At 72.1% G+C, this 26176-nt stretch carries 19 protein-coding genes and 1 pseudogene; 14 read left to right on the top strand and 6 right to left on the bottom strand.

Going from position 1 to position 26176, the window contains the following annotated elements; all coding sequences use genetic code 11:
* Window positions 1-141 precede the first annotated feature (141 nt).
* On the top strand, window positions 142-2889 hold the full coding sequence (gene polA / locus Asera_RS24555; protein ID WP_030447576.1) for a DNA polymerase I: 2748 nt from the start codon (window positions 142-144) through the stop codon (window positions 2887-2889).
* A gap of 462 nt (window positions 2890-3351) precedes the next feature.
* Window positions 3352-5019 (top strand): APC family permease, encoded by a 1668-nt coding sequence (locus Asera_RS24550; RefSeq protein WP_051802536.1) that lies wholly within the window; start codon window positions 3352-3354, stop codon window positions 5017-5019.
* Window positions 5020-5092: 73 nt separating this feature from the next.
* Here the strand turns inward: Asera_RS24550 and Asera_RS24545 are convergent, their stop codons facing one another.
* From Asera_RS24545 to Asera_RS24535, 3 genes and pseudogenes are all read right to left on the bottom strand, one after another.
* Window positions 5093-5920: a M55 family metallopeptidase gene (locus Asera_RS24545; protein WP_030447574.1), complete on the bottom strand. Its 828-nt coding sequence runs from the start codon at window positions 5918-5920 to the stop codon at window positions 5093-5095.
* Between the two features lie 79 nt (window positions 5921-5999).
* Entirely contained in the window at window positions 6000-8000 is a 2001-nt protein-coding gene (locus Asera_RS24540; protein ID WP_030447573.1) for an MFS transporter, read from the bottom strand.
* 78 nt (window positions 8001-8078) lie between these two features.
* Window positions 8079-8872: pseudogene (locus tag Asera_RS24535) on the bottom strand (class I SAM-dependent methyltransferase).
* 89 nt (window positions 8873-8961) lie between these two features.
* Here Asera_RS24535 and Asera_RS24530 point away from each other — a divergent pair.
* The 11 genes from Asera_RS24530 (at window position 8962) to Asera_RS24480 (ending at window position 22001) form a co-directional block, all read left to right on the top strand.
* Window positions 8962-10197: an SGNH/GDSL hydrolase family protein gene (locus Asera_RS24530; protein WP_030447571.1), complete on the top strand. Its 1236-nt coding sequence runs from the start codon at window positions 8962-8964 to the stop codon at window positions 10195-10197.
* A 306-nt stretch (window positions 10198-10503) separates the two neighbouring features.
* Window positions 10504-12036, top strand: a complete 1533-nt coding sequence (gene rpsA, locus Asera_RS24525) for a 30S ribosomal protein S1 (RefSeq protein WP_030447570.1) — start codon at window positions 10504-10506, stop codon at window positions 12034-12036.
* 243 nt (window positions 12037-12279) lie between these two features.
* Window positions 12280-13479, top strand: a complete 1200-nt coding sequence (gene coaE / locus Asera_RS24520) for a dephospho-CoA kinase (RefSeq protein WP_030447569.1) — start codon at window positions 12280-12282, stop codon at window positions 13477-13479.
* A 246-nt stretch (window positions 13480-13725) separates the two neighbouring features.
* Window positions 13726-14643 carry an ABC transporter ATP-binding protein gene (locus tag Asera_RS24515; protein WP_244844011.1) on the top strand — a complete coding sequence of 306 codons (918 nt, stop codon included), beginning with the start codon at window positions 13726-13728 and terminating at the stop codon, window positions 14641-14643.
* Complete coding sequence (locus Asera_RS24510) at window positions 14643-15359, top strand: ABC transporter permease (RefSeq protein ID WP_030447567.1); 717 nt, start codon at window positions 14643-14645, stop codon at window positions 15357-15359. The genes Asera_RS24515 and Asera_RS24510 overlap by 1 nt, the downstream gene beginning before the upstream one ends.
* Window positions 15360-15444: 85 nt before the next feature.
* Window positions 15445-16602 (top strand): sensor histidine kinase, encoded by a 1158-nt coding sequence (locus tag Asera_RS24505; protein WP_084132023.1) that lies wholly within the window; start codon window positions 15445-15447, stop codon window positions 16600-16602.
* On the top strand, window positions 16599-17204 hold the full coding sequence (locus tag Asera_RS24500) for a response regulator transcription factor (protein ID WP_051802559.1): 606 nt from the start codon (window positions 16599-16601) through the stop codon (window positions 17202-17204). The genes Asera_RS24505 and Asera_RS24500 overlap by 4 nt, the downstream gene beginning before the upstream one ends.
* A gap of 374 nt (window positions 17205-17578) precedes the next feature.
* Window positions 17579-19690, top strand: a complete 2112-nt coding sequence (gene uvrB, locus Asera_RS24495; protein WP_030447564.1) for an excinuclease ABC subunit UvrB — start codon at window positions 17579-17581, stop codon at window positions 19688-19690.
* Between the two features lie 12 nt (window positions 19691-19702).
* On the top strand, window positions 19703-20074 hold the full coding sequence (locus tag Asera_RS24490; protein WP_030447563.1) for a hypothetical protein: 372 nt from the start codon (window positions 19703-19705) through the stop codon (window positions 20072-20074).
* A gap of 59 nt (window positions 20075-20133) precedes the next feature.
* Window positions 20134-20901 (top strand): nicotinamide riboside transporter PnuC, encoded by a 768-nt coding sequence (pnuC, locus tag Asera_RS24485; RefSeq protein ID WP_084132020.1) that lies wholly within the window; start codon window positions 20134-20136, stop codon window positions 20899-20901.
* Window positions 20898-22001, top strand: coding sequence for an AAA family ATPase (locus Asera_RS24480; protein ID WP_030447561.1), 1104 nt, complete (start codon window positions 20898-20900; stop codon window positions 21999-22001). The genes pnuC and Asera_RS24480 overlap by 4 nt, the downstream gene beginning before the upstream one ends.
* 43 nt (window positions 22002-22044) lie before the next feature.
* On the opposite strand, the gene Asera_RS24475 is transcribed toward Asera_RS24480, so the two are convergent.
* Window positions 22045-22335, bottom strand: coding sequence for an antibiotic biosynthesis monooxygenase family protein (locus Asera_RS24475; protein WP_030447560.1), 291 nt, complete (start codon window positions 22333-22335; stop codon window positions 22045-22047).
* A gap of 274 nt (window positions 22336-22609) precedes the next feature.
* On the opposite strand from Asera_RS24475, the gene Asera_RS24470 reads away from it, so the two are divergent.
* Entirely contained in the window at window positions 22610-23602 is a 993-nt protein-coding gene (locus tag Asera_RS24470; RefSeq protein WP_030447559.1) for a TerC family protein, read from the top strand.
* Window positions 23603-23791: 189 nt separating this feature from the next.
* On the opposite strand, the gene Asera_RS24465 is transcribed toward Asera_RS24470, so the two are convergent.
* Both Asera_RS24465 and Asera_RS24460 read right to left on the bottom strand, forming a co-directional pair.
* Window positions 23792-24637 (bottom strand): C40 family peptidase, encoded by an 846-nt coding sequence (locus tag Asera_RS24465; RefSeq protein WP_244844009.1) that lies wholly within the window; start codon window positions 24635-24637, stop codon window positions 23792-23794.
* A gap of 293 nt (window positions 24638-24930) precedes the next feature.
* Window positions 24931-26028 carry a mandelate racemase/muconate lactonizing enzyme family protein gene (locus Asera_RS24460; RefSeq protein WP_030447557.1) on the bottom strand — a complete coding sequence of 366 codons (1098 nt, stop codon included), beginning with the start codon at window positions 26026-26028 and terminating at the stop codon, window positions 24931-24933.
* Window positions 26029-26176 lie beyond the last annotated feature (148 nt).

The following is a 26176-nucleotide window of genomic DNA, read 5'->3' as shown; positions in this document are numbered from 1 at the left end:
GTCGGGACCGCTGAGCGGCGGCGGGCGCCGTCGGTTTTGTCGGTGCCCGCCGCTACAGTCACTCAGGTGACTGCGAGCACGAAGAGTTCCGCGCCGAGCCCTGCACCTGCGACCGGTTCGGCCGGGTCGGGGCGGCCCCGCCTGCTGTTGATCGACGGCCATTCGGTCGCATACCGGGCGTTCTTCGCGCTGCCGGTGGAGAACTTCTCCACCAGCACCGGCCAACCCACCAACGCGGTGTACGGGTTCACCTCGATGCTGATCAACGTGCTGCGCGACGAGCAGCCGACACACATCGCGGTGGCGTTCGACGTGTCCCGGCGTTCGTTTCGCACCGAGCGCTACGCGGAGTACAAGGCGGGGCGGGCCGAGACGCCGGCCGACTTCCACGGCCAGGTCAGCCTGATCGGCGAGGTCCTTGCGGCGCTGCGCATCGTGCAGGTCAGCAAGGAGGGGTTCGAGGCCGACGACGTGATCGCGACGCTGGCCACCGAGGCCGCCGGTGCCGGCTTCGAGGTGCTGATCTGCTCCGGCGACCGCGACTCGTTCCAGCTGATCGACGACAGCGTCACCGTGCTGTACCCGAAGAAGGGCGTCTCCGAGCTGGCCCGGATGACCCCGGCCGCGGTCGAGGACAAGTACGGCGTGCTGCCCGAGCGGTACCGCGATCTCGCCGCGCTGGTCGGCGAGACCTCCGACAACCTGCCCGGGGTGCCGGGCGTGGGCCCGAAGACCGCCGCGAAGTGGATCGGGCAGTACTCGTCGGTCGAGGGCATCGTGGCCGCCGCCGACCAGCTCAAGGGCAAGGCGGGCGAGTCGCTGCGGGCGCACCTGGCCGACGTGATCCGCAACCACGAGCTGAACGAGCTGATCTCCGATCTGCCGCTGCCGGTGCAGCCGGACGACCTCGCCTGGCACGGCTGGGACCGCGAGCAGGTCGCGCAGGTGTTCGACACGTTGCAGTTCCGGGTACTGCGCGACCGGCTCTACAGCTACCTGGCCGCGCCCGAGCCGGAGGCCGAGGAGGGCTTCGACGTCGCCGGCTCGGTGCTGTCGACCGGCGGGCTGAGCGACTGGCTCGCCGCGCACACCAGGCCCGGGGTGCCGGTCGGGCTGGCGGTGTCCGGTTCGTTCGGCCGGGGGACGGGCAGCCTGACCGCGCTGTCGCTGGCCGTCGACGAGGGTGCCGCGGCCTGCCATCTCGATCCGACGAAGCTGGACGCGGCCGACGACGCGGCGCTCGCGGCGTTCCTGGCCGACCCCGACCGGCCGAAGATCGTGCACGACGCGAAGCCGGTGCTGCTGGCGTTGCAGGCGCATGGCTGGGAGCTGGCCGGGCTGGCCACCGACACCGCGCTCGCCGCCTACCTGGCCCGGCCGGATCAGCGCAGCTACGACCTGGAAGACCTCGCGGTGCGCTACCTGCACCGCGAGTTGCGGGCGGACGAGCCGGACAACGGGCAGCTCACCCTCGACGGGCTGGCCGACGCGCTGGGGGAGCGGGCGGCGGAGCAGCAGCTGATGCTGCGGGCCCGGGCGACGCTGGACCTGGCGCCGGCGCTGCTGGCCGAGCTTGCCGCGCGCGGCGACGCCGCGGCCGAACCGGGCGGGCCGGACCCGGTCGCGGCGGCGGCCGGGGGCGGCGACACCGCCGAGGGCCGCAGCGTGCAGCTGCTGGTGGGGCTGGAACAGCCGCTGTGCCGGGTGCTCGCCGGCATGGAGCGCACCGGCATCGGAGCCGACACCGACTACCTGTCGGAGCTGGAGGCGCACTTCGCCGGCGAGGTGAAGTCGACCGCGCAGGCGGCGTACGACGTGGTCGGGCGCGAGTTCAACCTCGGCTCACCCAAGCAGCGGCAGCAGCTGCTGTTCGAGGAGTTGGGGCTGCCGAAGACCAAGCGCACCAAGACCGGTTACACCACCGACGCCGACGCCCTGCAGTCGCTGTACGCGCAGAGCGAGCACCCGGTGCTGCCCCACCTGTTGCGCTACGCCGATGTGTCCAAGCTGCGGTCGATGGTGGAGGGGCTGCTCAAGTCGGTCAGCGCCGATGGCCGCATCCACACCACGTTCAAGCAGACGGTGGCGGCCACCGGGCGCCTGTCGTCCACCGACCCCAACCTGCAGAACATCCCGATCCGCAGTGAGGAGGGCCGCCGGCTGCGCCGGGCGTTCGTCGTCGGCGACGGGTTCGAGCAGCTGTTGACGGCCGACTACAGCCAGATCGAGATGCGCATCATGGCGCACCTGTCCAGCGACGAGGCGCTGATCGAGGCGTTCGTGTCCGGTGCCGACTTCCACGCGGCGACCGCGGCCCGGGTGTTCGGGGTGGCTGCCGAGGCGGTCGACGGCGAGCAGCGCAGCCGGATCAAGGCGATGAACTACGGCCTCGCCTATGGCCTCTCGGCGTACGGGCTGTCCAGCCAGCTCGGCATCACCGCCGAGGAGGCCCGCGGCCTGATGGACGAGTACTTCCAGCGGTTCGGCGGGGTGCGCGACTACCTGCGCGGCCTGGTCGATGCGGCCCGCCGGGACGGGTACACCGAGACGATGCTCGGTCGCCGTCGCTACCTGCCCGACCTGACCAGCGACAACCGGCAGCGGCGCGAGATGGCCGAGCGGATGGCGCTGAACGCGCCGATCCAGGGGTCGGCCGCCGACATCATCAAGCTGGCGATGCTGCGCGTCGACGCCGCGTTGCGGGCGCAGGGGCTGGCCTCGCGCATGCTGCTGCAGGTGCACGACGAGCTGGTGTTCGAGGTGGCGCCGGGGGAGCGGGCCGCGGTCGAGGAGCTGGTGCGCACCGAGATGGGGCAGGCGCAGGCGCTGTCGGTGCCGCTGTCGGTCTCGGTCGGGGTCGGGCCGGACTGGTCGACCGCCGGTCACTGACCGCGGGGGTTTCCGGCGGGGCGCGCCCGGCCGCTCGGATCCCGGCGCGTGCTCGCGCCCACCGCGTCAACCGACACTGTCGGTGTCGTGGCGTGCACTTCTGTCCTTCGTTGTCGGGCGGATAACGGCCGCGTTACCCACTCGTTGTAGATCGTACATGTGATCACCCCGCGTGCCTTCTGCGCCCGAAATGTACGATCAGACTCCCATAAACATCGTAATTTGACTCCGGAGCGTACAGGTAGGGGTGTTGACAGGGGCATGATCCGTGGTCGCGTGGGAACACGCGCAGTCGTATAACTCTCAGTTGTCTTAAGTAGAAGTAATGTGCCTGTTGATCATCCGCCCGCCTTCTCGGGTATCGAGCATTCAAGCGGCCTGGGACATCGGTCCCGACTGCGGCAGGTACGGATCGGTGGCCGTCCTCGCGCCCCGGTCGGTGACGGACAAGGAGGTCGTGGATTGAGCGCCGCGACAGGAGAGACCCCGGGCTCCGGCCCGGCAGACAAGCGCCATCTGAGGCGCGACATCGGGATGATCGGACTGCTGTTCACCGGCGTGGGTTCGATCATCGGCTCCGGCTGGCTGTTCGGCGCGTTGCGCGCCTCCCAGCAGGCCGGCCCGGCCGCGATCTTCTCGTGGCTGATCGGCGGCGTCATGATCATCCTGATCGGACTGACGTTCGCCGAGCTCGGCACCATGTTCCCGGTCACCGGCGGCGTGATCCGGTTCCCGCAGTACGCGTTCGGCACGTTCGCCAGCTACACGCTGGGCTGGATCACCTGGCTCGCCGCGGCGGTGGTCGCGCCGATCGAGGTCACCGGCGTCCTGCAGTACGCGACGAAGTACTACTCCGGCTTCACCGAGGCGCACGCCGGCGGCGTGTTCACCCTCCGGCCGGTCGGCATCGTGGTGGCGATCGCCCTGCTGGCGGTCTTCTGCATCATCAACGTGCTGGGCGTGCGCTACTTCGCGCAGATCAACAACGTGCTGGTGTGGTGGAAGCTGATCGTGATCGTCCTGGTGATCGTCATGTTCCTGATCACCGCGTTCCATGGCGCCAACTTCACCAGCCACGGCTTCGCCCCGAAGGGGCCCTCCGGCATCTTCACCGCGATCGCGACCGCCGGCGTCGTCTTCTCGTTCCTCGGCTTCCGGCAGGGCATCGAGCTGGCCGGTGAGACGAGCAACCCGAAGCGCAACGTGCCGTTCGCGGTCATCGGGTCGGTCGTGCTGACCATGGTGATCTACATCCTGCTGCAGATCGCGTTCATCGCCGCGGTCAACCCGCACGACCTGGTCACCTCGCACGGGTGGACGGACCTGGCGTTCAAGAACGACTTCGGTCCGCTCGCCGCGATCGCGTCCGCGATCGGGCTGGCCTGGCTCGCGGTCGTGCTCTACATCGACGCGATCGTCTCGCCCGGTGACACCGGCCTGATCTACACCGCGGTCACCTCGCGGCTGGGTTACGTGACCGCCCGCAACGGCAACGCGCCGGCGGGCGTCGGCAAGCTGACCAAGACCGGCGTGCCGTGGGTGTCGACGATCATCACGTTCATCCTGGGCGTGATCTTCCTGCTGCCGTTCCCGAGCTGGCAGCAGCTGGTCGGCCTGGTCACCTCGGCCACGGTGCTCTCGTTCGGCTCCGGGCCGCTGGTGTGGGCCGCGATGCGCAAGGAACTGCCGGACCAGGAGCGGCCCTTCCGGATCCCGGGCGGGCACATCATCCCGGTGCTGGCGTTCTACTCGGCCAACCTGATCGTGTTCTGGTCCGGTTGGGACACCAACTGGAAGTTCTTCGTCGCGATCATCGTCGGCCTGATCCTGCTGGCGGTGTTCCAGGCGACCGGGCAGATCAAGTCGGTCGGTGGCCTGGACTTCAAGCACGGCTACTGGACGGTGATCTGGCTGGCCGGGCTGGCCATCGTCAGCTACGTCGGCAGCCTGATCAACAAGGGCGCCGGCGACTCGTGGCTGATCTGGGGCTTCGTCGCCTGCGCGGTGCTGACCGCGGTCATCTACTGGCTGGGTTGGACCACCCGCATGTCCAAGCAGCGGATGGAGGAGATGATCGAGCACACCCCGCACGACGAGGTCGCGGTCGAGGAGGCGGGCATCACCGCCTGACATCCAGCGACACACGACGGGCCCGGGTGCGGTGCATCCGGGCCCGTTCGTGTCCCGCCGGTCGGGCCGGCGTTCAGCGCGACTCGACCAGCGAACGGGTCAGGAACACCACGGTCATGAACGTCCGGAACGCGCGCAGCGGATCGTCGTCGGTGAACCGCACCGTGTTCCCGCCGGTACGGCGCACCGACCGGATCCAGGACGCCTGCTCGGCCATGTCCGGGGTGGCGAGGTCCACCTCGATCGTCACCGGCAGCTCGATCCCCGGCGCGGCCAGCGTGCCGAGCTCCCGCAGCGCCGCGGTGACCTGCTCGGCGATCAGCGCCCGGGCCCGCTCCGGGTGCAGGTTGTTCGCCGCCCACCGGCTCACCGACTCCTTCACCACCGCGGAGCGGATGCCCGGGCAGAACGGCGCCGCCTCCGGCCCCACGTACTGGTCGCCGGTGACCACCGCGACCGGCACCCCGTGGTGCTGTGCCACCAGCGCGTTGATGCCGGACTCGCCGGCCATCGTGCCGTTGATGCGGACGTCCAGTATCGCGCCCGGGTTGTACGTGTGGGACAGGATGCCCGCCGTCGGCATCGCGGCGTGGTACCCGAGGTAGAGCACCGCGTCGAAGCCGTCGTCGAGCCCCTGCATCATGTAGTCCGGCTTGAACCGGCCGGACAGGTAGTTCGCGTGCCCGGCGAGCCGGTCCGGGGCGAGGTTGCGCATCACCGAATGCGCGTCGTTGACGAGGATCTCGGTGGCGCCGGCGGCCTGCGCCCCCTCGATCGCGGCGTTCACCTCGGCCAGCGCGAGCTGCCGGCCGAGCTCGTAGTCCTCCCCGCCGCGGGTGCACTGGGCCCAGTCGACGATGCCCGCCACGCCCTCCAGGTCCACCGACACGTATACCTTCATGACCACCTCCGAGCAGCCAGTCTGCCGGCCCCGTCCGGGCGGCGGCGAACCGGGCGGGACGCGCGATCGGCCGGGCGGGTCAGCCGGCCCGGACCTCGCGGCCGGGTTCGGTGCCCAGCAGCTCGTGGGCCAGCTTGACCAGCCGTTCGTGCAGGTCCGGATGCAAATCCGGCTCCCAGCCGTCGAGCAGCCGCTCCAACCCCGCACAGCGGGCCTGGGCGAGCCGATCGAGCGCGTCGCGGCCGTCCGGAGTCAGCGTCACGGTGGTGCCGATACGGGCCAGCCCGGCGTCGCGCAGCTCGCCGAGCCACTGGGTGAGGCGGCCGGCCCCGATGCCCTCCCGGCGCGGCAGGTCGGCCGGCGCCGGTGCCGGGTTGCGGCCCAGCCAGCACAGCAGCCAGCAGGGGCCGGCGCCGACCGGTACGCCGGCCCGCTCGGCCAACCAGCCGTACACCTTGACCGCGTCCTGCCGGTGTACCAGCAGGGTCAGCGCGCGTTCCAGTTCCGCCCACGAGTCGCGGCCGCTCGGCGGGGTACCCGGATCGGTGGCCCGGCTGGTGCTGCGCAGCGGCACCGCCGGCAGCAGGAACGTGAGCAGGAAGGCCAGCGCCGCGACCGGCACCGCCCACAGGAACACGGTGTGGATGCTGCGCGCGTACGCGTGCACCACGTCGTCGAGGATGGCCGGCGGCAGCCGGCGAAGCGACTCGCGCGACGGGCCGGCGGCGACCGTGGCGTCGCCGGGCAGCGCGCCCGGCGGCAGGTAGCGGGCCAGGTTGGAGGTCAGCTGGCTGGCGAAGATGGCGCCGAACACCGCCACCCCGAACGACCCGCCGATGGAGCGGAAGAACGTCGCTCCCGAGGTCGCCGCGCCCAGGTCGCGGTACTCGGCGCCGTTCTGCACCGCGAGCACCAGCACCTGCATCACCATGCCCAGCCCGGCGCCGAGCACCAGCATCGCGCCCGACGCCGCCCAGAACCCGGTGTGCTGGTCCATCCGGGACAGCAGGTACAGCCCGATCGTCATCACCGCGGTACCCAGCACCGGAAAAATCTTGTACCGGCCGGTGCGGGTGATCAGCTGGCCGCTGCCGATCGAGGTGACGAGCACCCCGAGCATCATCGGCAGCATCCGCAGGCCCGACTCGGTCGGCCCGACGCCGGTCACCACCTGCAGGTAGATCGGCAGGTACGTGATGGCGCCGAACATGCCGAAGCCGACCACGAACCCGACCACCGAGGCGACCGAGAAGACTCTGGTGGAGAACAGCCGCAGCGGCATCACCGGCTCGGCGGCGCGGCGTTCGGCGGCGACGAACGCGGCGATCAGGGCCGCCCCGAGCACCGCGAGGCCGATCACCTGCCAGGACAGCCACGGGTAGACGGTGCCGCCCCAGCTGGTGAACAGCACCAGCGCCACCGACGCGGCGGCGACCAGCACGATGCCCAGGTAGTCGATGGACGGCCTCGCCCGCGGCAGCGCGGCCGGCAGCACCAGTGCGGTGATCACCAGCGCCGCCGCGCCGATCGGCAGGTTGACGTAGAACACCCAGCGCCAGGACAGGTTGTCGACGAAGAAGCCGCCCAACAGCGGCCCGATCACGCTGGAGGCGCCGAACACCGCCCCGAACACGCCCTGGTACCGGCCCCGCTCGCGCGGCGGTACCACGTCGGCGACGGTGGCCTGGGACAGCACCAGCAGCCCGCCACCGCCGAGCCCCTGGATCGCCCGGAACGCGATCAGCATCAGCATGTTCTGGCTGGTACCGGCGAGCGCGGAGCCGACGAGGAAGACGGCGACGGCGATCTGCAGCAGCCGCTTGCGGCCGAACAGGTCGCCGAGCTTGCCCCACAACGGCGTGGTCGCGGTGACCGCCAGCAGGTACGCGGTGACCACCCAGGACAGGTGCGCCACGCCGCCGAGGTCGGAGACGATCGTGGGCAGCGCGGTGGCCACGATGGTCTGGTCCAGCGCGGCGAGCAGCATGCAGGCGAGCAGGCCGCTGATGATCAGCCAACGGCGGCTGCCGGTCACCTCGACCGGTCCGGCGTCGGCCGCTGTCGCGCTGTCGGCAGTCACGCGCTCACGGTAACGACGGCGATGCCCGTACCGGGCGTAATCGGCCGAACCTACGCCGGCCCGGCGGCCGGGACGGGCTCAGCGGTGCGCGACGTAGATGGCGGTGCCGGGAAACAGCCGGCCGCGCAGCGGGCTCCACTGCCCCACAGTTGCTCGTGGCCCGCCGGCCACTCCGGCTCGATCAGGTCGTCCAGCACGAACCCGGCGCCGACCAGCTCCCGGATCCGGTCGCCGAGGGTGCGGTGCTGCTCGGCATAGCTGGGGACGCCCCGCTCGTCGTACTCCACGTACGGGGTGCGGTCGAAGTACGAGTGCACCGCGACCAGGCCGCGCTCGCCCGGGTCGTCCAGGAAGATCCACCGCATCGGATGGGTCACCGCGAAGACGAACCGGCCGCCCGGCGCGAGCACCCGATGGACCTCGCGCATCAGCCGGGCCGAGTCGGCCACGAACGGGATCGCCCCGAACGCGGTCACCGCGAGCTCGAACGCGCCGTCGGCGAACGGCAGCGCCAGCGCATCGGCCTGCACCAGCGGCACGTCGGTACCGGAGCGGCGGGCGCCGGCGCGGGCCTGGCCGAGCATCCGGGCGGACAGGTCGAACGCGACCGGTCGCGCGCCCTGCCGGGCCAGCCAGCGCGAACAGGACGCCGCCCCGCAGCCCACTTCGAGGATGCGCCGGCCGGCCACGTCGCCGAGCAGCCGGGCGTCGGACTCGCGCAGCCCCTCCGGGCACCAGACGAAGTCCGCGTCGCCGAGGAACGCGCCGTGCTCGCGCTGGTAGTCCTCGGCATCGGAGTCCCACCAGCGGCGCGCGGCCCGGCGGGTGGCGTCGCTGTCCAGCGGGCGGCGGGCGACCCGGTCATTCGACATCACATCACGGTAGAGCCACAGCGTGCCGGAACCCGTGCGGACCCGCCTTAGCCTGGATGCCACACCCCTCGTCACGCTGGAGGACCCGGATGGGTTCGCGTCGGCTGCTGCCTGCCGCCCTGCTCGCCGTCGTGTTGACGGCGTTGGTGGTGACCCCGGCGGTGCTGGTCCGGCGGGCCGGGCTGGAACACCTGCCGTCCACGCCGGCCCGGGCCGGGCACTGGCTGGGCGGATGGGGTGCCGCGCAGGCGACCGCCGGCCGGCTGCCGTGCGGCTCCTGCACCGTGCGCAACGTGGTGCACCTGAGCGTCGGCGGCACCGCGGTGCGCATCCGGCTGGCCAACACGTACGGGACGAGGTCCGTGACGGTCGGGCACACCACCGTGGCGCTGCCGGCCCAGCCGGGCGCGACGGCCGCGCCGGCGCTGCTGCGCGAGGTCACCTTCGCCGGCGCCCGCTCGGTACGGGTGCCGGCCGGTACGTCGGTCGCCTCGGACCCGGTGCCGCTGACCGTGACCGGCGGGCGGGACCTGCTGGTCAGCCTGTACCTGCCCCGGCACACACGGCTGGCGGTCAGCTACCACCCTTCCGCGCACCAGACGAACTACCTCGCCGGCGGCGATGCGACCACCGCCGGTGCCACCGCGTTCCGCCACACCACCAGCCACTGGTACCTGCTGGCCGGGGTCGACGTGCGCACCGCCGATGCGGTGGGCACGGTGGTCGCGTTGGGCGACTCGATCACCGACGGCACCGGTTCCAGCAGCGACACCAACCGGCGCTGGCCGGATCTGCTCGCCGACCGGCTGGCCGGGCGACCGCCGGGGAAGCGGCACGCGGTGCTCGATGCCGGCATCGCCGGCAACCGGCTGCTGCGTGACGGCCCGCCGACCTCCGGGGTGGCGGCGCTGACCCGGCTGGGCACCGACGTGCCGGCCGGGCTCGGGGTGCGCACGGTGGTCGTGCTGGAGGGCATCAACGACATCCAGTTCGACCGCGGCGTGCGGGCGGCCACGCTGATCGCCGGCTACCGCACGATGGTCGCCACGCTGCACGCCCGCGGCCTGCGGGTGGTCGGCACGACCCTGCTGCCGTACGCCGGCGCCCGCGCCTGGTCGCCCGCCGGCGACGCGGTGCGGGTGCGGGTCAACTCGTGGATCCGCACCAGCGGCGTGTTCGACGCGGTGCTCGACGCCGACGCGGCGCTGCGGGATCCGACCGACCCGAGCCGGCTGGCCACCGACTACGACTGCGGTGACCACCTGCATCCCAGCGACGCCGGTTACGCCGCCCTCGCCGCGACCGTCGACCTCACCGTGCTGTAGCGGTCCGGGCACGATCGGCCACCGTTGGTACGAACCGGATGATTCCGGGCGCGGCTCGCGGCGTACCGCCATGGTTTGGGGGAGGGTTGGACCTTATGGTATGGCGCACGGTAGGCTTGCCGGTGCGCTCGGGGTCTGCGTGTCTCAGCAGGGAGCAGGCCCGCCATCATCCGGAGCCGGTCCGGTGGTCACAACAGGGGATCCTCGTCATCTTGATCTTCTTCACGGCTGCTGCCTCCGCTCGGGTGAGCTGATCCCGCCGCGTGCAGACCGAGAAGATCATCCACCGACGGAGCACTCTCCCACATGACGAGCAGTGTCGAGGCCACCTCGAACATCGCCGCGGCCAGCAAGGCCGCCGGCAACCAGATCGCCGTTGACGACCTCGGCTCCGAGGAAGCATTCCTCGCGGCCATCGACGAGACGATCAAGTATTTCAATGACGGCGACATCGTCGAAGGTACCGTCGTCAAGGTCGACCGGGACGAGGTCCTGCTCGACATCGGCTACAAGACCGAGGGCGTCATCCCCTCGCGCGAGCTGTCGATCAAGCACGACGTCGATCCACACGAGGTCGTGTCCGTCGGTGACCACATCGAGGCCCTCGTCCTCCAGAAGGAGGACAAGGAAGGCCGCCTGATCCTGTCCAAGAAGCGCGCTCAGTACGAGCGGGCCTGGGGCACGATCGAGAAGATCAAGGACGAGGACGGCGTCGTGCGCGGCACCGTCATCGAGGTGGTCAAGGGTGGCCTGATCCTCGACATCGGGCTGCGTGGCTTCCTGCCCGCCTCGCTGGTGGAGATGCGCCGGGTGCGCGACCTCCAGCCGTACGTGGGGCGCGAGCTCGAGGCGAAGATCATCGAGCTGGACAAGAACCGCAACAACGTGGTCCTGTCCCGCCGCGCCTGGCTGGAGCAGACCCAGTCCGAGGTGCGCACCGAGTTCCTCAACAAGCTGGCGAAGGGGCAGGTCCGCAAGGGCGTCGTGTCCTCGATCGTCAACTTCGGTGCGTTCGTGGACCTGGGTGGCGTGGACGGCCTGGTGCACGTCTCGGAGCTGTCCTGGAAGCACATCGACCACCCGTCCGAGGTCGTCGAGGTCGGCCAGGAGGTCGAGGTCGAGGTGCTGGACGTCGACCTGGAGCGCGAGCGCGTGTCGCTGTCGCTCAAGGCGACCCAGGAGGACCCGTGGCGCCAGTTCGCCCGGACCCACCAGATCGGCCAGATCGTGCCGGGCAAGGTCACCAAGCTGGTTCCGTTCGGTGCGTTCGTGCGCGTCGACGACGGCATCGAGGGCCTGGTGCACATCTCCGAGCTGGCCGAGCGGCACGTCGAGGTGCCCGAGCAGGTCGTGACCGTGAGCAAGGAGGTCATGGTCAAGGTCATCGACATCGACCTGGAGCGCCGCCGGATCTCGCTGTCGCTCAAGCAGGCCAACGAGGGCTTCGCCGACACCGGCGAGGAGCACTTCGACCCCACGCTGTACGGCATGGCCGCCGAGTACGACGCCGAGGGCAACTACAAGTACCCCGAGGGCTTCGACCCGGAGACCGGCGAGTGGCTGGAGGGCTACGACAGCCAGCGCGAGGCCTGGGAGCGGGAGTACGCCGAGGCGCACACCCGGTTCGAGCAGCACATGAAGCAGATCACGGAGTCGCGCGAGGCGGAGGCGGCCGCGGCCGCCGAGGCACCGGCGGGTGGCGCGCCGGTGAGTTCCGGCAGCACGCAGACCCAGTCGGCGCCGGCCACCAGCGGTGGCGGTCAGGAGCCGGCCGGCACGCTGGCGACCGACGAGGCGCTGGCCGCACTGCGGGAGAAGCTGGCCGGCGGCAAGTCCTGACCGGACTGCGCCGCACCGGATAGCACGACCGAGCCCCGCCGGGTATCCCGGCGGGGCTTCGTCGTACCAGGGCGACGCCCGGAACCGTGCCCGCGACCTCGTACCAGGGTGCCCGTGCCCGCGATCTCGTACCGGGTGCCCGTGCCCGCGACCTCGTATCAGGGCGCCCGTGGCCGCGATCTCGTACCCGGGCGCGACGGTGTCGTGCCCGGGGTGGCGGGCCCGGCTGGCAGACTTGCGCCCGTGCTTTGGGTGGGACTGACCGGCGGGATCGGCGCCGGCAAGACTGAGGTGGCTCGGCGGCTGGTGGCGCGCGGCGCGGTGCTGGTCGACTCGGACGTGCTGGCGCGCGAGGTGGTCGCGCCCGGTACGCCGGGCCTCGCCGCGGTGGCGGCCGAGTTCGGGCCGGATGTCGTCGGCCCGCAGGGGTTGGATCGTGCCCGGCTGGCGCGGCTCGTGTTCGCCGATCCGGCCGCGCGAGGCCGGCTGGAGGCGATCGTGCACCCGCTGGTGCGGGCCCGGTCCGACGAGCTGATGGCCGCCGCACCGGCCGACGCGGTGGTGGTCAACGACGTACCGCTGCTGGTCGAGGTGGGGCTCACGCCCACCTACCACCTGGTGGTGGTGGTCGAGGCCGACCCGGCCGTTCGGCGGGAGCGGCTGGTGGCGCGGGGCATGAGCGTGGCCGACGCGCAGGCCCGGATCGACGCGCAGGCCAGCGACGAGCGGCGCCGCGCCGCCGCCGACGTCGTCCTCGACAACTCCGGTACCCGGGGTGCGCTGGACGGCGCCGTCGAGCGGCTGTGGTCGGCCCGGCTGCTGGACTACGAGCGCAACGTCCGGCAGCAGCGGCCGGTGCGCCGGCCCGAGCGGCTGCACATCGTCGCGCCGGACCCGACCTGGCCGATCCAGTACCAGCGGATCGCCGCGCGGATCCGGTACGCGCTGGGCGACCGCTACGTGCGGCTCGACCACGTGGGGTCGACCTCGGTGCCCGGCCTGCCGGCGAAGGACGTGCTGGACCTGCAGCTGGTGGTGCCGGATCTGGCCGCCGCGGACGCCTTGGCCGAGCCGCTGGCGGCGGCCGGCCTGCCCCGGTACGGCGGGGACTGGTGGGACGACCCGCCGCCGGCGGGGGCGCCGGAGCCGGTGCTGGTGAAGCGGTTCCACGGGTCGGCGGACCCGGGCCGGCTGGTGCAGCTGCACGTACGGGCGCAGGCGAGCCCGGCCTGGCGGTACGCGCTGGCGTTCCGCGACTGGCTGCGCGCCGAGCCGGCGATGCGGGACGGCTACGCGGCGCTGAAGCAGCGGCTGGCCGCCTCGGGCGCAACGACCTCGGCGTACGCCGAGCTGAAGGGGCCCTGGTTCGACGATGCGCTGCCGCGGCTGGATCGCTGGATGGCCGACACCGGCTGGCGTCCCGACAAAGATCCAGTTACCTAGGCAGCAATGCCCGTGGTGGCGCCGACCACTGCGCTGGTTCCGTCCCGCCAGGCACCGACTGGTTTCGCCGGGCGCCGACTGGTTTCCACCGGGGGCGGACCGGTTCCGCCGGGGGCGGACCACCGCCCTGGTTTCCGCCGGGGGCGGACCACCGCCCTGGTTTCCGCCGGGCACTGACGAATGTCATGGCGGAACGCTGCTCGAACGGCACTACCGGCGCTTTCGCGTCTTCGGGACCCTGTACTGGTGACCGAGTTGAAGCATTCCGATGCCGTGTCGTTGCGCGGCATCCGCAAGCGATACGGAGCAGTGACCGCCGTCGCCGGCGTCGATCTGCGCATCGGCCCCGGCGAGGTGGTGGCGCTGCTGGGGCCCAACGGTGCCGGAAAGTCCACCACCGTCGACATCATGCTGGGCCTGCGGGCGCCGGACACCGGGCAGGCCGAGCTGTTCGGCACCCGCCCGCGGGCGGCGCTGGACGCCGGATCGGTCGGCGCCGTCCTGCAGACCGGTGAGCTGATCCCGGGGGCGCGGGTCGGCGAGCTGCTCACCGCGATCGCCGCGCTGCAGCCGCATCCGCTCCCGATCGGGCAGGTCGCCGAGACCGCCGGGGTGGCCGACCTGCTGAAGCGCCGTACCGACCGGCTCTCCGGCGGCCAGGCGCAGCGGGTCCGGTTCGCGCTCGCGCTGCTCGGCGACCCGAGCCTGCTGGTACTCGACGAGCCGACCGCCGGGCTGGACGTGGCGTCCCGGCGCGACTTCTGGGCCTCGGTTCGGGGGTTCGCGGCGGCCGGTCGCACGGTGCTGTTCAGCACGCACTACCTGGAGGAGGCGGACGAGATCGCCGACCGGATCGTGTTGATCGACCGGGGCCGGGTCGTCGCGGACGGCCCGACGACCGCGATCCGGGCGATGGCCGCGGCCCGCACCGTGCGATGCACGCTGCCCGGCGCGGACCGGGCGGCGTTGGCGGAGCTGCCCGGTGCGACGAACGTCGAGGTGCACGGCGACGCGGTGCTGGTGCGTACCACCGACTCCGACGCGACGCTGCGGGCGCTGGTGACCGGCTACCCGCAGGCGCGCGACATCGAGGTGGCCGCGGCCGCGTTGACCGACGCGTTCCTGGCCCTGACCCGACCCGACGCACCGGCGGAGGTGGCCTGATGGGCCGGTACCTGGTGATGGAGATCCGGCGGACGTTGCGCAACGTGCCGTTCCTCGCCTACACGATCTGCTTCCCCGTCGGGTTCTACCTGCTGTTCACGCAGGTCTTCGGCAGCGGCGGCGACAAGGACTGGTCCGCGCAGTACATGGTGTCGATGGCGCTGTACGGGGCGATGGGCGCCGGGCTCACCGGGGTCAGCGCCCGGATCGCCACCGAGCGCACCCGCGGCTGGACGCGGACGCTCGCGCTGACCCCACTGCGGCCGATCGGTTACCTCGGCATCAAGCTCGGCGCCTCGATCCTGCTGACGCTGCCGGTGATCCTGCTGGTGATGGCGTGCGGCTTCGTCGTCAACGGGGTACGGCTGCCGGCCGGTACCTGGTTCGCGCTGGTGCCGCTGCTGTGGCTCGCCACGATCCCGTTCATCGCGCTGGGCGTGGCGATCGGGTACAGCGTGCGCGACGAGGTGGCGAGCGGGGTGTCGGTGGCGCTGCTGTTCGTGCTGTCCATCGGCGGCGGACTGTGGATGCCGGTACAGGTGTTCCCGCACTGGCTCGCGCAGGTCGCGCGGGTGCTCCCGTCGTACCGGGCCGGCGAGCTGAGCTGGCGGCTGCTCGACGGGCACCAGCCGTTCGGCAGCGGTGCGCTGCTGTTCGCGGCCTGGCTGGTGGTGTTGCTCGGGTTCGCCGGCTGGCGGTTCCGGAAGGCGTCCTGACCGGGCCGGTCGCCGGGCGGGCATGCTGCCCGGCGACCGGTACCGGTGCGTCCGGGGCGATGCGGCGATCGGGGAGTGAGGCACCATGTCAGGTGTGACGCAGGAGGACTTCGAGTGGACGCCGCGCCGGCGGCGCGCGGCGACCCTACTGACCTGCGCCTGGCTCGGTTACCTGATCCCGATCTGCGTGTCGGTCGCCACCGAGCCGCCGGGCGCGCCGATGCTGGTGTTCGCCATCGTCGGCCTCGCCGCCTACGTGGTGTTCTTCGTCCGGTTGATCCACGTCGGCATGCAGCGTCCGTTCCGGCTGGCCGCGCCGTACGCGCTGATCGGGCTGATCGCCGTCGGCGTCCTGCTGATGGTCCCGATCGGGTCGACCTGGCGGTACGCGTTCCCGTACTACCTGGTCGCGATCCTGCCCGGGCAGCTGCCGCCGAGGTGGTGGATCCCGAGCCAGGTCACCACGCTGGTGGCGACCACGGTCGTTGCCGTCGGGTACGGCGACCGGGGCGTCAGCCTGATCGGCTACGTCGCCTCGGTGGCGGCGGTGGCGCTGTTCACCTCGATGTTCTTCTGGCTGCTGCGCACCATGGTGCTGCTGCGCATGGCCCGCGCCGAGATGGCCCGGCTGGCGGTCAGCGAGGAGCGGCTGCGCATCGCCCGGGACCTGCACGACGTGCTCGGCCAGCGGCTGGCGGCCGTCGCGTTGCTGTCCGACCTCGCCGGTCGGCTGGCCGGGAGTGACCCGGAGCGGGCCCGGCAACAGAGCGCGGAGGCCGGCCGGCTCGCCCGCGAGGCGCTGGAGGAGGTCCGGGCCACCGTGTCCGGGTTCCGGGACTCGTCGCTGACCGGCGAGCTGTCCACCGCGCAGGCGCTGCTCGCGGCGGCCGGCATCGGCTGCGTGCTGTCCGCCCCGGACGCCGGCTCGGTGCCGGCCCCGCTCGCCGACGTGGCGGGCTGGGTGGTGCGCGAGGGCGTCACGAACGTGGTCCGGCACTCCCGCGCCGGCACGGCGCGGATCACCGTGCGGTCGGCCGACCCGGTCGTGGTCGAGGTCGCCGACGACGGCCACGGCGACGCCACCAGCCCGTACGGCAACGGGCTGACCGGGCTGCGCGAGCGGGTCACCGCGCTCGGCGGCGCGGTGCACACCGAGCGGGTCGACGGCTGGTACCGGCTGTGGGCCGAGCTGCCGGTCACCGCGCCGGGCGGCCGGGTCGCCGCCGCTGCCGGGGCATCGTGATCCGGATCCTGCTGGCCGAGGATCAGCACCTGGTCCGGGGCGCGCTGTCGGCGCTGCTCGGCCTGGAACCGGACCTGACGATCGTGGCCGAGGCCGCCGACGGGGCGGCGGCGGTGGCCGCGGCCCGCACACACCGCCCGGACGTGGCGCTGCTGGACATCGAGATGCCGGTCCTGACCGGGATCGAGGCGACCGAGCAGCTGCGCGTCGCGGTACCGGAGACCAGGGTGCTGATCCTGACCACCTTCGGCCGTCCCGGCTACCTGCGGCGGGCGATGGACGCCGGCGCGCGTGGCTTCGTGGTCAAGGACTCCCCACCGAACGAGCTCGCCGCCGCGATCCGCCGGGTCGCCGCCGGTGACGTGGTACTGGACCCCGCGCTCGCGGTCGCCTCGCTCGGCGCCGGGCCGAGCCCGCTGACCGAGCGCGAACGCGACGTGCTGGCGGCCGGCGCGGGCGGCGCCTCGGTGGCGCAGATCGCCGACCGGCTGGCGCTGTCGGGTGGCACCGTGCGCAACTACCTGTCCAGCGCGATCGGGAAGACCGGGGCCCGCAACCGCACCGAGGCGGCCCGGATCGCCCGCGACAACGGCTGGCTCTGAGCCGGGCGGGGCTCGCGCGGCGAGGCCCCGGCCTCGCGGCCGGAGCCTCGCCGGGCAGGTCGCCCACGGTGGGCGGTCAGGCTCAACCCCCGACCTGCCTCGGGCGCGCCTCACCGGCCGTGGCCGGGGCTGCGACCCCCGCCGGAGATGCGGTACGAGACCGTGAGTGGATCGGCCTCGCTCGTCTTCCCCGGTCGGTGCCGCAAGCGGCCTGCTGCCACGAACGGTAGACCGGTGGGGTGGGCCACACAACCCGTTCCGGCCGAGTGGGCGAACAGCGAGATTCGTGCCGGTTTCGGCGTGGCCGCCCGGGCTGCGCGACCGTGCCGCGTCGGCCGCCCCGAACTGTCGGGGGCCCGTCGTAGCCTGGATGCATGACGCGTGAGATCCCCCGTCGCGAGGGCGCCTTCCAGGTGATCAGCGACTACCAACCCGCTGGTGACCAGCCCGCCGCGATCGACGAGCTGGAGCGGCGGGTCAAGGCGGGGGAGCGGCACACCGTGCTGCTCGGCGCCACCGGCACCGGCAAGAGCGCCACCGCCGCCTGGCTGATCGAGCGGTTGCAGCGGCCGACCCTGGTGCTGGCACCCAACAAGACGCTGTGCGCCCAGCTGGCGAAGGAGCTCGGGGAGCTGCTGCCCAACAACGCGGTCGGCTACTTCGTCAGCTACTACGACTACTACCAGCCCGAGGCGTACATCCCGCAGACCGACACCTACATCGAGAAGGACTCCTCGATCAACGAGGAGGTCGACCGGCTGCGGCACGCCGCGACGATGAACCTGCTGACCCGCTCCGACACGGTGGTGGTGGCCACCGTCTCGGCGATCTACGGCCTGGGCACCCCGCAGGAGTACATCGAGCGGGCGGTGCGGCTGACCGTCGGTACCGAATACGACCGGGACGCGTTGCTGCGCCGGCTGGTCGACGACCAGTACACCCGCAACGACGTGGCGTTCCAGCGCGGCACGTTCCGGGTGCGCGGGGACACGCTGGAGATCATCCCGGCGTACGAGGAGCTCGCGGTGCGCATCGAGTTCTTCGGCGACGAGGTCGAGAAGATGTACTACTTGCATCCGCTGACCGGTGAGGTGATCCGGGAGGCCGAGGATCTGATGATCTTCCCGGCGAGCCACTACGTGGCCGGCCCGGAGCGGATGGAGCGGGCCATCCGCGACATCGAGGCGGAGCTGGGCGAGCGGCTCGCCGAGCTGGACCGGCAGGGCAAGCTGCTGGAGTCGCAGCGGCTGCGGATGCGCACCCAGTACGACATCGAGATGATGCGGCAGGTGGGCTTCTGTTCCGGCATCGAGAACTACTCGATGCACTTCGACGGCCGGGCGCCCGGCACCCCGCCGCACACCCTGCTCGACTACTTCCCGGACGACTTCCTGACCATCATCGACGAGTCGCACAACACCGTCCCGCAGATCGGCGGGATGTACGAGGGCGACGCGTCGCGCAAGCGCACCCTGATCGAGCACGGCTTCCGGCTGCCGTCGGCCGCCGACAACCGGCCGCTGCGGTTCGACGAGTTCGAAGAGCGGGTCGGCCAGACCGTGTACATGTCGGCCACCCCCGGCCCGTGGGAGCTGGAGCGCTCGGGTGGTGAGTTCGTCGAGCAGGTGATCCGGCCGACCGGCCTGGTCGACCCGCAGGTGGTGGTGCTGCCCACGAAGGGGCAGATCGACGACCTGATGGCGCAGATCAACGAGCGCACCGAGCGCAACGAGCGGGTGCTGGTCACCACGCTGACCAAGAAGATGGCCGAGGACCTCACCGACTACCTGCTGGAGCACAACATCCGGGTGCGCTACCTGCACTCGGAGGTCGACACGCTGCGCCGGGTCGAGCTGCTGCGCGAGCTGCGCCAGGGCGAGTACGACGTGCTCGTCGGCATCAACCTGCTGCGGGAGGGGCTCGACCTGCCCGAGGTGTCGCTGGTGGCGATCCTGGACGCGGACAAGGAAGGCTTCCTGCGCTCCGGTACCAGCCTGATCCAGACCATCGGCCGCGCCGCCCGCAACGTGTCCGGCCAGGTGATCATGTACGCGGACGCGATCACCCCGTCGATGCGGCACGCGCTGGAGGAGACCGATCGGCGGCGCGAGAAGCAGGTCGCCTACAACGCCGAGCACGGCGTCGACCCGCAGCCGTTGCGCAAGAAGATCGGCGACATCCTGGACGACATCTACCGGGCCGCCGACGACGCCGAGTCGCTGGTCGGCGGCGGTGGCCGGCAGCAGTCCCGGGGCAAGGCGCCGGTGCCGGAGGCGCGCAGCCGCAACCGTTCCCGGGCCGCGTCCGGCGAGCCGACCGGCGCCGGGATGGCCCGCGCAGAGCTCGCCGACCTGATCCAGCAGCTCAACGACCAGATGCTCGCGGCCGCCCGGGAGTTGCAGTTCGAGCTCGCCGCGCGAATCCGTGATGAGATAGCCGAGTTGAAGAAGGAGCTGCGCGGCATGGACGCCGCCGGCGTGAAGTGAGGTGGACAGCTGATGACCGTCGGGCGCCGCACCGGTTCGCCAGTGCCCCCGGACGCCGAGGACATGACGCTGCTCGGCGGTGGTCGGCTGCCGGCCGGCAACACCCGGCCGTTGCTGGAGCTGCTCACCATGTACGCCGGCAGTGGCTTCGATCCGGCCGAGTGGTCGGCCGCCGAGTCGGCGTTGCAGCAGACCGACGACGCCACCGGCTCCTGGTACACCCATCCCATCCTCGGCGGGGTGGCCCGGCTGGTGGTGGTGATGGCGCGGGCATCCGAGGACGAGGTGCTGATGCGGGTCTGGGGTGACGAGCGCGCCGGACTCAACGAGCGGATCGACACCCTGTTCGACGTCGGGTCGATGTTCCGGATGTCGCCGGCCTGACTTCTCCCCGACCGCACCGACCGGTAGCGTGTGCCCGGCCGGTTCGGTGGGGAGGGTGGGTGTTCGGGTCGATCCTGGCGGCGCTGACCGCGCCGCTGTTCACCGCGCTGGGTACGTCGGTGAGTGGTGCGGAGGCGTTCGGGTTCGTCACCGGTGCGCTGTGCGTGTGGCTGGTCGCGCGGCAGCACATCGCGAACTGGCCGATCGGCATCGCCAACAACGTGTTCTTCGTCGTGCTGTTCGCCGGCTCCGGGCTGTACGCGGACGCCGGGCTGCAGATCGTCTACATCGCGCTGGCCGGCTACGGCTGGTGGCAGTGGGTGTACGGCACCGGTCGCCGGGTCGAGCTGCCGGTCACCCGGACCACCCGGGTCGAGTGGTGCTGGCTCGCCGGCTGCGGCCTCGCCGGTACCGCCGGGTTGTGGTTGCTGCTGTCCCGGCTCACCGACTCGACCGTGCCGGTCGGTGACGCGGTCACCACGGTGCTGTCGCTGCTCGCCACGTACGGGCAGTCGCGCAAGCGGTGGGAGAGCTGGTTGTTCTGGATCGCCGCGGACCTGGTCTACATCCCGCTGTACGCCTACAAGCAGTTGTGGCTGACCGCGTTGCTGTACGTGCTGTTCCTCGCGCTGTGCCTGTTCGGTCTGCGTGGCTGGCTGGCCGACCTGCACCGCGCCGGCGCCACCCGGCCGCGGCCGGCGCCCGACCCGACGGATGCCGGACGGGCGGGCGGGCCCACGGTGCGGGCGGCGAGTGCCCGACCGGTCACGGCCGGGGCGGCGGGCGCGGAACCGGCGGTCGGTCCGGCCGAACCGGAGCAGCCGTGAACGCCGTCGCCCGCCACCGGCACGGCCTGGTACTGGGGAAGTTCTACCCCCCGCACGCGGGCCACCGGTACCTGATCGACACCGCCGCGGCGGCCTGCGCCCGCCTCACCGTGGTGTGCGCACCGTCCACCATGGAGTCGATCCCGCTGGCGGACCGGCTGGCCTGGCTGCGGGAGATCCATGCCGGCCAGCCGCACGTGCGTGTCGTCGGCGGGTACGACGACGATCCGATCGACTACCACGACGACGCGGTGTGGGCGGCGCACGTGGAGTTCACCCGCACGCTGGTGGCGAAGGCCGCGGCGGACGACGGGGTGCCGGCGCGGATCGACGCGGTGTTCAGCTCCGAGTCGTACGGGCCGGAGCTGGCGCGGCGCTTCGACGCCAGGCACGTCCCGGTCGATCCGGACCGGCGGGTCGTGCCGGTGTCGGGTACCGCGGTACGGGCGGATCCGGCGGCCCACTGGTCGCTGCTGGCCGCCCCGGTACGGGCCGGGCTGGCGCGCCGGGTGGTCGTGGTCGGCGCGGAGTCCACCGGCACCACCACCCTCGCCCGGGCACTCGCGCACCGGTACCGGCGGCGCGGCGGCGTCTGGGCGCGCACCCGCTGGGTGCCGGAGTACGGGCGGGAGCGGACCGAGGAGAAGCTCGCCGTGCTGCGCGCCGCCGACTCGGCCGCGTCGGTGTTCGACGTGACGTGGCAGCGCGACGACTTCGTCGAGGTGGCCCGGCGGCAGAACGAGCGGGAGGACACGGCGGCCCGGGACACCTCGCCGCTGCTGGTGTGCGACACGGACGCGTTCGCCACCGCGGTGTGGGAGCAGCGCTACCTCGGTACGGCCTCGGCGGCCGTGACGGCGCAGGCCCGGCGCCCGGACCTGTACCTGCTCACCGACCACGTCGGGGTGCCGTTCGTCGACGACGGGCTGCGCGACGGGGAACAGCTCCGGCCGTGGATGACCGAGCGGTTCCGCGAGGTACTGGCCGCGCAGCCGGCGCCGGTCGTCGAGCTGACCGGGCCGCTGCCGGCGCGACTGGAGACGGCCACGGCGGCCTGCGACGCCGTACTGACCTGGCGGTTCGCAGACCCGCTCGGCTGACCGGGTGCGCACCCGACCGAGGGGGCCCGGCGAGTGGCTCGGCTCAGTGCAGGTCGGTGAAGTGCTCCACCCGCGGCGGCTGCGCGAAGTACGGGCCGATCAGGCCGCGCCACGCGCCGTACCGCTCGCTGGCCCGGAAGTTCTGCTCGTGTGCCTCGACCGAGTCCCACTCGACGAGCAGGACGAATCGGGACGGGCTCTCCACCCCCCGGGTCATCCGCACCGAACGGCAGCCGGGCGTGCCGGTCAGCAGCTCCCGGGCCGTGCGGTACGCGGCGGCGAAATCGTCCTCGCTACCAGCGGTGACGTCGATCAGCCCTACCTCCAGCACCATGCCGGCCAGTATGCCGAGCGCCAGCGACGCAGGTACGGCCGGGTCCGCTCGCCCGGTCGGGCGAAAAAGGCATTGCGAACCTGGTCACCCTGGCTCGCGACGGCGGGGTGGCGGGGTGAGAATAGGGGCAAGGAGGGGAGTACTCCCGACGCGCCGGTTCCGTCAACACGGTGCGCCGTGGCGCGAGCCGCGGTGCCCCGGGGCCGGTGGCTGTGGCGGCGCCACGGTGGAAGAGACCTCCGGTAGATCACCGTCTCTACCGGAAGGCCACATCGTGGTGGTGCATGACTGGGTGTGGGTGGCAACCATCGTGGGGCTGCTCGCCATTCTGCTGGCCGACCTGGCGATCGTGGGTCGGCGCCCGCATGTACCGACCTTGCGTGAATGCACCATGTGGGTGGTCTTCTACGTCGGTCTGGCCGGTCTGTTCGGTCTCGGGCTGTTCCTGCTGGCCGGAGCGAACCCGGCGACCGAGTTCTTCACCGGTTGGATCACCGAGTACAGCCTGTCGGTGGACAACCTGTTCATCTTCATGATCATCATGGCGCGGTTCGCGGTGCCGCGGGCGCTGCAGCAGAAGGTGCTGCTGATCGGGATCGTGATCGCCCTGGTCATGCGGGGCGCGTTCATCGCCGCCGGCGCCGCGGTGATCGACCGATTCTCCTGGGTGTTCTACATCTTCGGGGCGTTTCTGATCTACACCGCGGTGAAGACGGCCACGCACGAGGACGACCCGGCGGAGTTCAAGGAGAACGCGCTGGTGCGCTGGGCCAGCCGGGCGCTGCCGCTGTCGAAGGACTTCCACGACGGCAGCATGACCGTGATCAAGCAGGGCCGGCGGCTGTTCACCCCGATGTTGATCGTCATCCTGACCATCGGCACCACCGACCTGCTGTTCGCGCTCGACTCGATTCCGGCGATCTTCGGCATCACCAAGCAGGCCTACCTGGTCTTCGCCGCCAACGTGTTCGCGCTGATGGGGCTGCGCCAGCTGTACTTCCTGCTCGGCGGGCTGATGGAGCGGCTGGTCTACCTCAACTACGGGCTGGGCATCATCCTCGGCTTCATCGGCGTGAAGCTCATCCTGGAGGCGGTGCACCAGAACGACCTGCCGTTCGTGCACGGCGGCGCGCCGTTCGAGGCGGTACCGGAGGTGCCGACCTGGCTGTCGCTGGCGGTCGTGGTGGGCGCGCTCGCGGTGACCACGGTGGCCAGCCTGGCCAAGACCCGGGTCGACGCGCGCCGCGCCGCGCACGCCGACCGCTGACCCGACCGGCGAGGCAGCGACCCGGCGGCGGCGCGCCGCCCCTACCCGAGACTCACCGATCCGACTGGCGACGGGCCGCCCCGATCGGCGGCCGAATCGGCCCGCGCCGGCGGGTCCGACGCGGCGACCGTGGGCGGCGCGGGTGCGGCGGTTCAGGTCCCGGGCCGGCCGGCCCGGGCGCGCCGGCGGTCAGCTCAGGGTGCGGCGGGCGGCCACCAGAGTGGCGCTGCGGGCCTCGGTCATCGGCTCGTTGACGACCTTGCCGGCCGACTCCTGCCCGGAGGCATGCAGCATCTGCCGGTCCGGCCCGGCGGCCAGCCCGACATGGTGCGGCGACTTGCCCGGCCGGGCGAAGAAGTACAGATCGCCGGGCTGCTCGTGGCCGAGCTCGATCCGCTCACCGACCACCGACTGGTCGTCGGCGTCGCGCGGCACCGTGACGCCCAGCCGGCGGTGCGCCAGGTGCACCAGCCCGGAGCAGTCGATGCCGTAGGCCGACAGGCCGCCCCACACGTACGGCACGTCGCGCAGCCGCTCGGCGACGGCGAGCAGGTCCTTCGTCGAGGGGGTACCGGTCGGGGCGGTCGCGACGTCGGCCTCGCGCACCCACAGCGGCCCGTCGGCCGCCGGTACCAGGACCGGCAGCCAGCCGCGTTCGCGCTCACCGGCGACTGCGAGCCGGGTGCCGATCACGACGCCGGGCAGCAACACGTCGCCGTTGGGCTCGTCGCACAGCGCGGTGGCGGTCGCGTCGACCACGACCTCCCGTACGCCCTGCGGGGGCTCACCGCCGGTCAGGTGTGCGGTGCGCACCACGCCGGGATAGCCGCGCTCGTCGAGCTTGCCGGCCGGCTGCTCGATCGCGATCACCCGGGTCCAGTCGCCGGACACCTCCTCGACCAGCACCCGCTCACCGAGCAGCAGCTGGGTGAGGGTACGGCCGTCGAGATCGAGCAGCTGCTGCTTGCTCATCGACGCGACCCACCGGCGCATGTCCGGCACCTCGGCGATCGCCGGCGCGTCGATCTCGCGCACCGCCTCCGGTCTGGTCCATACCGTCGCTACCGATACCGCGACGGTGGCCGTCCGGCCGGCCTGTGGTGCGGTCCGCTGTGCGAAGATCTTGCCGCTCACGAGTCTTTCAGCCCCCTTACCGATGCGCCGGTGTGCATGGACAGGTGGCTGGGGCCGTGCGGCTGACGACGCGCGAGACGGCCCGCGATCAACCTCCCCCATGGACCCCACCGGCGTCCACCCCGCGGTACCTGTGGGCTACGAGAATACGGAACCGGCCCGGTTCGTACCGCACCGGGCCGGTTGCGCGAGCGTCACGGTTCGGTGATCGCGGGCCGGTCGACCACGCCATCTATGCCAAGACCGGGCGCATCGGGCAGGTGCACGGTCGCCCCGTCGTACCGGATGCCGCCGACGACCGGCGTGTCGGAGATCCACCAGGCGGCGTCCAGGTCGCTGACTGCGGTGGTGCCGTACGCGGCGACCAGGCTCGCGGCGGCGCCCAGCCCCACGTGCGTCTCCATCATCGAGCCGACCATCGTGCCGATGCCCGCCGCGGCCGCGAGCTCCAGCAGGGTACGGGCCGGGCCGAGGCCGGCGCTCTTGGCCAGCTTGACGTTGACCATGTCGGCGGCCCGCTGCTGGATGACGGCGAGTAGGTCACGCACCCCGTACACCGCCTCGTCGGCCAGGGTCGGGGTGTCGACGTGCGCGGTGACGTGCGCGAGGCCGGCGATGTCGTGGCCGGCGACGGGCTGCTCGACCAGCTCGATCCCGGCGCCGGAGTCCTCCATCGCGCGGATTGCGCGGACCGCCTGGCGCGGGGTCCAGCCCTGGTTGGCGTCCAGCCGGATCTGCACGTCCGGGCCGACCGCGGCGCGGATCGCGGCGACCCGGGCGACGTCGCCGACCGGGTCGGTCCCGACCTTGATCTTGAGTACGTCGAAGCCGTCGGCGACGCGCGTGCGGGCCGCGGTGGCCAGCCGGTCCGGCTCGTCCACCGACAGCGTCACGTCGGTGCGTACCGTCGTCGCGGCGCCGCCGAGGTAGCGGGCCAGCGGCAGCCCGGCGCGGCGGGCGGCGAGGTCGTGCAGCGCCACGTCCACCGCGCCCTTGGCACCGTGGTTGGCGACCGCCGCGCCACGCACCGCCCGCAGCAACTCCTGCAGGTCGTCGGGGTCGCGGTCGATGATCGCGGCGCGCAGCGGGCCGTCGATGCAGGCGCGGGCACCGGCCAGCGATTCGCCGGTCACCTGCCACACCTGCGGCGCCTCGCCGTATCCGCGGTGTCCGTCGGAGTCGGTGACCGTCACCACGACCGTGTCGGTGGTGGTCGTGCGGCGCAGCGCGGTCACGAACGGGGTGTGCAGCGGGGCGGAGACCACCTGGGTGGTGACGTCGATGATCGGCACGATGCGCACCCTACCCGGCGCGCCGGTACCGCCAGCCGCAGGTGACGGGCTGGTTCGTCGCGGCGGCGGGCGGCCGTGCCCGGTTCGCCACGCGACCTCGACCGGGTCCTCGTGCGGGCCCGGGCTGACCGTGTCGGTGGGCGACTTG

The sequence above is a fragment of the Actinocatenispora sera genome, from assembly GCF_018324685.1.
In the GTDB taxonomy this organism is placed as follows: Bacteria; Actinomycetota; Actinomycetes; order Mycobacteriales; family Micromonosporaceae; genus Actinocatenispora; species Actinocatenispora sera.
Note: the sequence above shows the minus strand (reverse complement) of the source record. Positions and strands in the feature narration are given on the sequence as shown.

Bases quoted from the DNA above. Each gene is read 5' to 3' on its own strand.
- Asera_RS24510 (WP_030447567.1), top strand. From the start codon at position 14,643: ATGGGCCGGTACCTGGTGATGGAGATCCGGCGGACGTTGCGCAACGTG.
- Asera_RS24475 (WP_030447560.1), bottom strand. From the start codon at position 22,335: ATGGTGCTGGAGGTAGGGCTGATCGACGTCACCGCTGGTAGCGAGGAC.
- Asera_RS24545 (WP_030447574.1), bottom strand. From the start codon at position 5,920: ATGAAGGTATACGTGTCGGTGGACCTGGAGGGCGTGGCGGGCATCGTC.
- rpsA (WP_030447570.1), top strand. From the start codon at position 10,504: ATGACGAGCAGTGTCGAGGCCACCTCGAACATCGCCGCGGCCAGCAAG.
- uvrB (WP_030447564.1), top strand. From the start codon at position 17,579: ATGACGCGTGAGATCCCCCGTCGCGAGGGCGCCTTCCAGGTGATCAGC.
- Asera_RS24530 (WP_030447571.1), top strand. From the start codon at position 8,962: ATGGGTTCGCGTCGGCTGCTGCCTGCCGCCCTGCTCGCCGTCGTGTTG.
- Asera_RS24490 (WP_030447563.1), top strand. From the start codon at position 19,703: ATGACCGTCGGGCGCCGCACCGGTTCGCCAGTGCCCCCGGACGCCGAG.
- Asera_RS24505 (WP_084132023.1), top strand. From the start codon at position 15,445: ATGTCAGGTGTGACGCAGGAGGACTTCGAGTGGACGCCGCGCCGGCGG.